This window comes from Streptomyces sp. PU-14G, from assembly GCF_041028275.1.
Classification (GTDB): domain Bacteria; phylum Actinomycetota; class Actinomycetes; order Streptomycetales; family Streptomycetaceae; genus Streptomyces.
Genome location: NZ_JASKYT010000376.1, coordinates 1 through 6,952 on the forward strand (window position 1 = coordinate 1; position 6,952 = coordinate 6,952).

5 protein-coding genes and 1 pseudogene are annotated in these 6,952 nt (G+C 73.2%); 1 reads left to right on the forward strand and 5 read right to left on the reverse strand.

Going from position 1 to position 6,952, the window contains the following annotated elements; genetic code table 11:
* The first annotated feature begins 626 nt into the window (after positions 1 to 626).
* A pseudogene (locus AB8Z75_RS29210) lies at positions 627 to 1,359 on the forward strand (murein hydrolase activator EnvC).
* 207 nt (positions 1,360 to 1,566) lie between these two features.
* Here the strand turns inward: AB8Z75_RS29210 and AB8Z75_RS29215 are convergent.
* The 5 genes from AB8Z75_RS29215 to AB8Z75_RS29235 form a co-directional block, all read right to left on the reverse strand.
* Positions 1,567 to 2,106 (reverse strand): TetR/AcrR family transcriptional regulator, encoded by a 540-nt coding sequence (locus AB8Z75_RS29215; RefSeq protein ID WP_369207198.1) that lies wholly within the window; start codon positions 2,104 to 2,106, stop codon positions 1,567 to 1,569.
* Positions 2,107 to 2,270: 164 nt separating this feature from the next.
* Entirely contained in the window at positions 2,271 to 3,125 is an 855-nt protein-coding gene (whiG, locus tag AB8Z75_RS29220) for an RNA polymerase sigma factor WhiG (protein ID WP_369207194.1), read from the reverse strand.
* Positions 3,126 to 3,424: 299 nt separating this feature from the next.
* Complete coding sequence (gene dprA, locus AB8Z75_RS29225; RefSeq protein WP_369207200.1) at positions 3,425 to 4,537, reverse strand: DNA-processing protein DprA; 1,113 nt, start codon at positions 4,535 to 4,537, stop codon at positions 3,425 to 3,427.
* A 311-nt stretch (positions 4,538 to 4,848) separates the two neighbouring features.
* Entirely contained in the window at positions 4,849 to 6,465 is a 1,617-nt protein-coding gene (locus AB8Z75_RS29230; RefSeq protein ID WP_369207196.1) for a YifB family Mg chelatase-like AAA ATPase, read from the reverse strand.
* Positions 6,465 to 6,821 carry a YraN family protein gene (locus AB8Z75_RS29235; protein ID WP_369207201.1) on the reverse strand — a complete coding sequence of 119 codons (357 nt, stop codon included), beginning with the start codon at positions 6,819 to 6,821 and terminating at the stop codon, positions 6,465 to 6,467. The genes AB8Z75_RS29230 and AB8Z75_RS29235 overlap by 1 nt, the downstream gene beginning before the upstream one ends.
* Between the last annotated feature and the right edge of the window lie 131 nt (positions 6,822 to 6,952).

Here is a 6,952-nt window from a genome sequence, read left to right on the forward strand (position 1 = left end):
TGTACGGGGCCTCTGGCGACGGTCCCACCCACTCACACGAGTGACGGCGGGGGGGGGGGGGGGGGGGGGGGGGGGGGGGGGGGGGGGGGGGGGGGGGGGGGGGGGGGGGGGGGGACGGGAGGGGTCCCGGGGGCGGCAGAGGCCCTGGGGACAGAAGAGGTCCCGGTGGTGGAAGAGGTCCCGGGGATGGAAGGGGCAGGAGCTTAGTGGGAGCGGAGGGCAGGTCGGTCACGCACGGGTGGGCTGAGGCGTGTACGGGGCCTCTGGCGACGGTCCCACCCACTCACACGAGTGACGGCGTTGTCCACAACCCTCCAGTTGTCCACAGATCCCGGCCATGATCCCCGAAGGCCGGCGATCCGCGCGACGGTTTCCGCATGACATGGCACAGGCCCCCGGCCGAGGGGGCACGCACCAGCACGCGGCCGTCGTGGCTGCCGAGCGGAGAGGTACGGATTGCTCCGGTGAGCGCCCGGGCCTTTCTCTCCCTCTTTGCCGCCTTTCCCACACGGCGCAACGCCCGGCCCCAGGAAAGGAGCGCCCGCTGCGCCACATCACGCGCGCTGCTGCGGTCCGGAGCGGTCCTCGGCGCGCTGGCGCTGGTGTGGCTGGGGGCGTGGCCGACGGTGAGCTTCGCCGCCGTCCCGCCCAGCACGCCATGGCCATCCAAACCTCCCGCACCCGATGCCCACCCCACGCCCGCGGGTGCGGGAGTTCCCCGGCAACACGCGGAGGGCTCGGCAGCCGCGCACCGAACCGGCCGCCGGGCCGTCGGCCGGAACTGGCCGGTCGAAGGGGCGGACGGCGCCCGGCGGCCACGCGTGCCCCGCGGCTGGGATCCACCGCCCCAGCGGTGGGCCCCCGGCCACCGGGGGGTGGACCTCGCGGCCCGCCCGGGCCAACCGGTGCGGGCGGTGGCTGCGGGGAAGGTTTCCTTCGCGGGGAAGGTCGCGGGACGCGGGGTCGTCTCGATCGAGCTGTCGGGAACGGGCCGGCCGCCGCTGCGAACGACCTACCAGCCCGTGCGGCCTTCCGTGCACAAGGGCGACCGAGTGGAGGCCGGCGAGAAGGTCGGAACGGTCGTTCGCGGGCAGCACTGTCCCCGCACGTGTCTGCACTGGGGACTCCTGCGCGGCGACCGCTACCTCGATCCGCTCTCCCTGTTGCCCGCTTCCCTGCTGGGCGGCCGATCCCGGCTGCTCCCGATCTTCGGGGTGCCGGTCCCCGAAGCGGCGAGAGGGCAGGAAGGGCAGGAGTCGAAGACGGGCAAGGGCATCGCCGCTCCGCCCCGGAAAGCCTCTCCGGCCCCCTCCACCGACCCGGGCGACCTCGCCACCTGGAGCGCGACAGCCGCGCTGACCGCCTGCGCGCTCTGGGCCCACCGCCTCTTGCGAAGCCGAACCGGACGGCGGGGTACGACATCGGCTTCCGCCAGAGCCGCGAAGGCCACGACGCCGACGCTGCCGACGTCGCCCACGCTGCCGACGTCGCACCGCCGCAACGACGCCGACAGCCGCGACAGCGAAGGCAGCAGAGGCAGCAGCAAACTCAGCCGTAACAGCGGGGTCAGCCGCGCACGCCGTTCAGCGCCATGGAGACGGCGGCTTCGGCGATCTGCTCGGGCGCTTCGGCGGCGCCCAGCTCGATGCGGCGCACCCCCGCGTCCACGACCCCCTGGAGGAGCATCGCGGCAAGGCGGGGCTGCTCGTGGCCGAGATCGCCGAGTGCTTCGACGACCATGGAGATCAGTCCCCCGTGCGCGGCCCTGATCCGTTCGCGGGCCCCCGCGTCCAGCTCACCCGCGGAGATCGCGACGACGGCGCGGTGGCGGCGGTCCCCGACGAGTGCGAGCTGCTGACGGACGTAGGCCTCGACCTTGCCTTCCGGCGTCTCCGCGGCCCGCATCGCCGACTCCACCTCGGCCGCCCACACCGGGAAGTCGACGGCGCACAGCTCTTCCACGACTGCGGCGCGGGAGCGGAAGTACTCGTACACGGAGGAGCGCGCGAGGCCGGTGTGCTGGGCGAGGGCGGGAAAGGTCAGGGCTTCGGTCCCGCCCTCGGACAGCAGCGACCGGGCGGCGTCCAGCAGGGCCGCGCGCTGCATGTTCCGGTGCTCGGCCACGGAGGCCGCTCGAATCCTGGGCACGGCTCCAGCTTACGGACCCTGGTCCACGGTTCACACGAGTCCCGGCGAATCGATCCTGCGGGCCTGTCCCGGACCCGGCAGAGCCGCGCCCCCCCGTGGACGTACGGGGGTCGGCCGACACATCAGCGGCCGGCGTCGGCGAGCTTGGCGCGGAGCTGCAGAACCGATTTGGTATGGATCTGGCTGACTCTGCTCTCGGTGACTCCGAGCACCTGGCCGATCTCGGCGAGGGTGAGGCCCTCGTAGTAGTAGAGAGTGACCACCGTCTTCTCGCGGTCCGGCAGGGTGTTGATGGCCCGGGCAAGCAAGCGGCGCAGTTCGCGGTCCTCCGCGACCTCTACGGGGTTGTCCGCGGCGGTGTCCTCGAGAGTGTCCACGAGGCTCAGCCGGTCTCCCCCGTCACCGCCGACGTGCAGGAGCTCTTCGAGGGCGACGACGTTGGCCAGCGACAACTGGCTGAAGACGCCGTGCAGTTCCTCCGTCTCGATGCCCATCTCGCCGGCCACCTCGGCCTCCGACGGGCTGCGCCGGAGCTTGGCTTCCAGAGTGGCGTACGCACGCTCCACCGCACGGGCTTTCTGACGCACCGAACGCGGAATCCAGTCGAGCGCCCGCAGTTCGTCGATCATCGCCCCCCGGATGCGGGTGATGGCGTAGGTCTCGAACTTGATGGAGCGGGAGGGGTCGAACTTCTCGATGGCGTCGATGAGTCCGAACACCCCGGAAGAGACGAAGTCGGCCTGCTCCACGTTGGCGGGCAGGCCCACACTGACTCGGCCCGCGACGTACTTGACCAGCGGCGAATAGTGCAGGATCAGCTGTTCACGCAGCCTGCTGTCGGCTGTGGCCTTGTAGGACCGCCAGAGTTCATCCAGCGAGCTGGGCGCAGTCCTGGGCGCGTTGTCGTCGACCACGGCGCGTGTGGCGGCGGAAGCCGCTGCGGCTGTGCGGTCGGGCCCGGAGATGTGCTGAGGCATACGTCGCCTTGAGCCGTTCTGCTGGGTAGTGGTGGTCTGTTGATGCGCGGACACGTGCGTCTCGCGGGGAGACGGTGTGAGCGTAACGTGACCGCGGCGTCGCAACGTGCGACGTATCGTTCTTCCTCCTCCGTGCTGGCGTGCTCTGTGCCGCCATGTCCCGGCAGGGCCGCACGGCGGGCGCGGTGCGGGTGACCGGGCACGGGCCAGGGTGCGGAGCCTCGCATGGCCCGTGCCGCCCCGGCGAGGGCGCACGGCTCAGCTTTTCACCCGATAGCCCCAGGTCAAGGACCGCCTCATCACTCGATGGTGTGCCCCTTGCGGTAGCGGGCCAACTGCCAGTGGTCACCGTCCCGTTCGACGAACCCGAGGGCTCGCAGCTCATGGAGCCGGGCGAGGACGACTCCGGCGGGTACACCCGCGGAGCGGGCAATTTGGGCCGGGTCGCTCACGCCTCGCCCCGGGACCGCTTCCAGCACAAGGGAGGCGCTGCGACTCAGCGCGTCGCGCGGTACGGCGGGCCCCCGGCGGCGGGGAGCGAGCTCTCCCATCGCTCCGACGAGCTCGATCACTTCGGCGGGATCGGTGACCACCGTGGCCTCACCGCGCAGGAGTTCGTGCACGCCCTGCGAGAGGCCGGAGGTGACCGGGCCCGGCATACCCATGACGTGGCGCCCCAGCCTGATCGCGCGGCGCGCCGTGACCAGCGCGCCACTGCGCAGCGCGGCCTCGACCACGACCGTGCCCCGGGTGAGCGCCGCGATCACGCGGTTGCGCAGGACGAACCTGCTGCGGGTCGGATGAGCACCCGGCGGCAGTTCGGCCACGAGCAGACCGCGCTCTCCCAGCGCCCGGATCAACTCCTGGTTTCCGGGTGGGTAGGCGACATCCACCCCGCACGCCAGGACGCCCACAGTGGGCCCGCGACCGGCGAGAGCGCCTCGGTGCGCTGCCGCGTCGATGCCGTAGGCGGCTCCGGAGACGACCGTCCACCCTCGCTCGGCCAGGCCGGCGGCGAGCACGGCGGCGCAGTGGGCGCCGTATTCGGTGCAGGCGCGGGCGCCGACAAGCGCCACCGAACGCAGCGCCCACACACGCAGCGACGGAACTCCGTTGACCCACAGTCCGAGGGGCTGCGCAGGGCCGAGGTCGGCCAGCTGACTCGGCCATTCCGGGTCACCGGGGCAGACGAACCGGCCACCGAGCCGCTCGATGGCGGCGAGGTCCACGTCGGGCCGGGCATCGGCGGCCCGCAGTCGCAACCCTGCCCAGCGCTGTTCGCCGGCGCCGTCGAGCGGCGCCCCCGATCCGCGCACCGCTTCGACCACCGCGCACGCGCCATGGGCCGCGACCCACCGACCCATCTGCTCGTCCCCCGGTTCGGTGATGCGGGCCAGGGCCGCTCGGGCCAGCCGCTCCGACCACGCGGAGGACTCTCTCCGGGGCCTCCGCGGCGTCGTCGCGACCCGTGCCGGGGCGTTCGCCGGCCCCGCGGTCTCCGAGGCCTCCGCGGTCTCCGAGGCCTCCGAGGAATCTGCGGAATCTGCGGAATCTGCGGTGTCGATGTCCAGGTCCGTGCCGGTGACCGTGTCCGTGTCCGTGTCCGTGTCCGTGTCTGACGAGGATGCGCAGGTGGTGGGGGCTGTGGAGCGAGACGAGCGTGTGCGGGGCGCGGAACCCGGCCGGGGGCGGGGCCGCTTCGTCGGCCGTGTGCCGTCGCCGGTCATGCGGGCACCTCCGGGACGAGGGCGCCTCGGTGGACGCCGGTCCGCAGCGCCAGTGCGTAGTTGACGTCGCTACGGGTCGGCCTGTCGTGGCCTGCCAGGTCGGCGACCGTCCACGCGACCCGCAGCACCCGGTCGAGACCACGAGCGGTGAGTATGCCGCGCTCCAACTCGTCCTCCGCCTCGTTGAGCGCCCCCGGCAGCGCGGGATGGCGGGTGCGCAGCTCGTGACCCGGCACGTCGCTGTTGGTCTGCCACGGTGTGCCGGCGTACCGCGTGGCGGCGCGGTCCCGCGCTTCCAGCACGCGGGCGGCCACCACGGCGGTGGGCTCCCCGCCCCCGACGGCCGCCATCAGCTCGGAGCGGGCGAGCGGCTCGACCAGGACCCGAAGATCGACCCGGTCCAGCAGTGGTCCCGAGAGCCTGGCACGGTACTGGCGCACCGAAGCAGGCCTGCACTCGCACGCGGCAGCGGCGCTGCCGTGTAGTCCGCAGGGACAGGGATTCGCGGCCAGGGCGAGCAGGAAACGGGCCGGCATGCGCATCATGCCCGCGGCCCGCGCCACCAGGACGTGCCCGGACTCCAGGGGCTGCCGCATCGCATCCAGGACTCGGGCGCTGCATTCCGCGGCCTCGTCCAGAAAGAGAACGCCATGGTGGGCGAGCGAGACCGCGCCGGGGCGGGGCACACCGGAACCTCCGCCGACCAGTGACGCCATGGTCGCCGAATGGTGCGGCGCGCAGTAGGGCGGCCGGGCGACCAGCGGTTGGCCCGGCGGCAGCGCCCCCGCGATCGAGTGCACGGCCGTCACCTCCAGTGCTTCCTTGCGGCTGAGTGGAGGCAGCAGACCCGGCAGGCGCTCGGCCAGCATGGTCTTCCCGGCACCCGGTGGGCCCTTGAAGAAGAGGTGGTGGCGTCCGGCCGCGGCGATCTCCAAGGCGCGCCGCGCATGCCGTTGTCCGGTGACTTCGGCCAGGTCGAGAGGGCGCTCCTCGGCCAGCAGTCCCGTCAGCCCGGGCGCTGCGGCGGGGAGCCCGGCGAGACCCGCGTGGACGGTTCCGGGCAGGCCTGCGTCCGGGCGCTCCGGCTCCTCGGGCACCGGCTCGTCGTTGAGCACCGCGATGAGCTGGCCCAGGCTGCGCACGCCCACCACGGAGACGTCCGGGACCAGCGACGCCTCGGCCGCCGTCTGTTCGGGCACGACCACCTGCCGGTACCCCGCGTCGGCCGCCGCCAGGACGGCGGGCAGGACACCCCGCACCGGCAGTACGCGGCCGTCAAGGCCCAGTTCGCCGATCATCACCACCTCGGCGATCTCGCGCGGGTCGATGCGTTCGGCCGCTGCCAGGACGGCACACGCGACCGCGATGTCGAAGCCGCTGCCGCCCTTCGGTACCGAAGCGGGGCTGAGGCCCACGGTGAGCTTCTTCTGCGGCCAGGGCACTCCGGTGTTGACCACGGCCGCGCGCACCCGATCCCGGCTCTCGGTCAGGCTCTTGTCCGGCAGCCCCACCAGGGTGAAGGCGGCGACCCCCGGCTCCAGGTCGGCCTGGACCTCGACCAGCACTCCCTCGACGCCGACCAGCGCCACCCCGCACGTACGGGCGAACCCCATCAGCCCACCCCCTGGACGTGCTGGAGCACGGGCGCACCACGGTCGGGAAGGACGATGCCGACGAGATCGATACGGACACCGCCCACGGGCGGTTGCCCGTAACGGGCGATCCAGCACTCGGTGAGCCAGCGCGCCGCCAGGCGGCGCAGACGGGCCGTCTTCGCCGGCGGTAGGCTCGCCATGGGGTGCTGGAAGGGAACGGCCCTGCGGGTCTTGACCTCGCAGATCACCACCGCGTCCGCGTCGCGCGCGATCAGGTCGATCTCGCCTTCCGCGCAGCGCCAGTTGCGCTCCAGGATCGTCATTCCCGCTTCGCGCAGCCGTCGCGCCGCGAGGTCCTCCCCGTACCGCCCCAAGGCTCCCTTGGCACGGGCCGGACCCGGCGCCTCGGCCGTCCGGCCGGTCCGCGCGCCACGTGACCCCGCGCCCGGCTGCCCACGGCCGCCCCGCGCCCGGGCACCCGGCGGGCCTTGGGGCGGTACGGGGA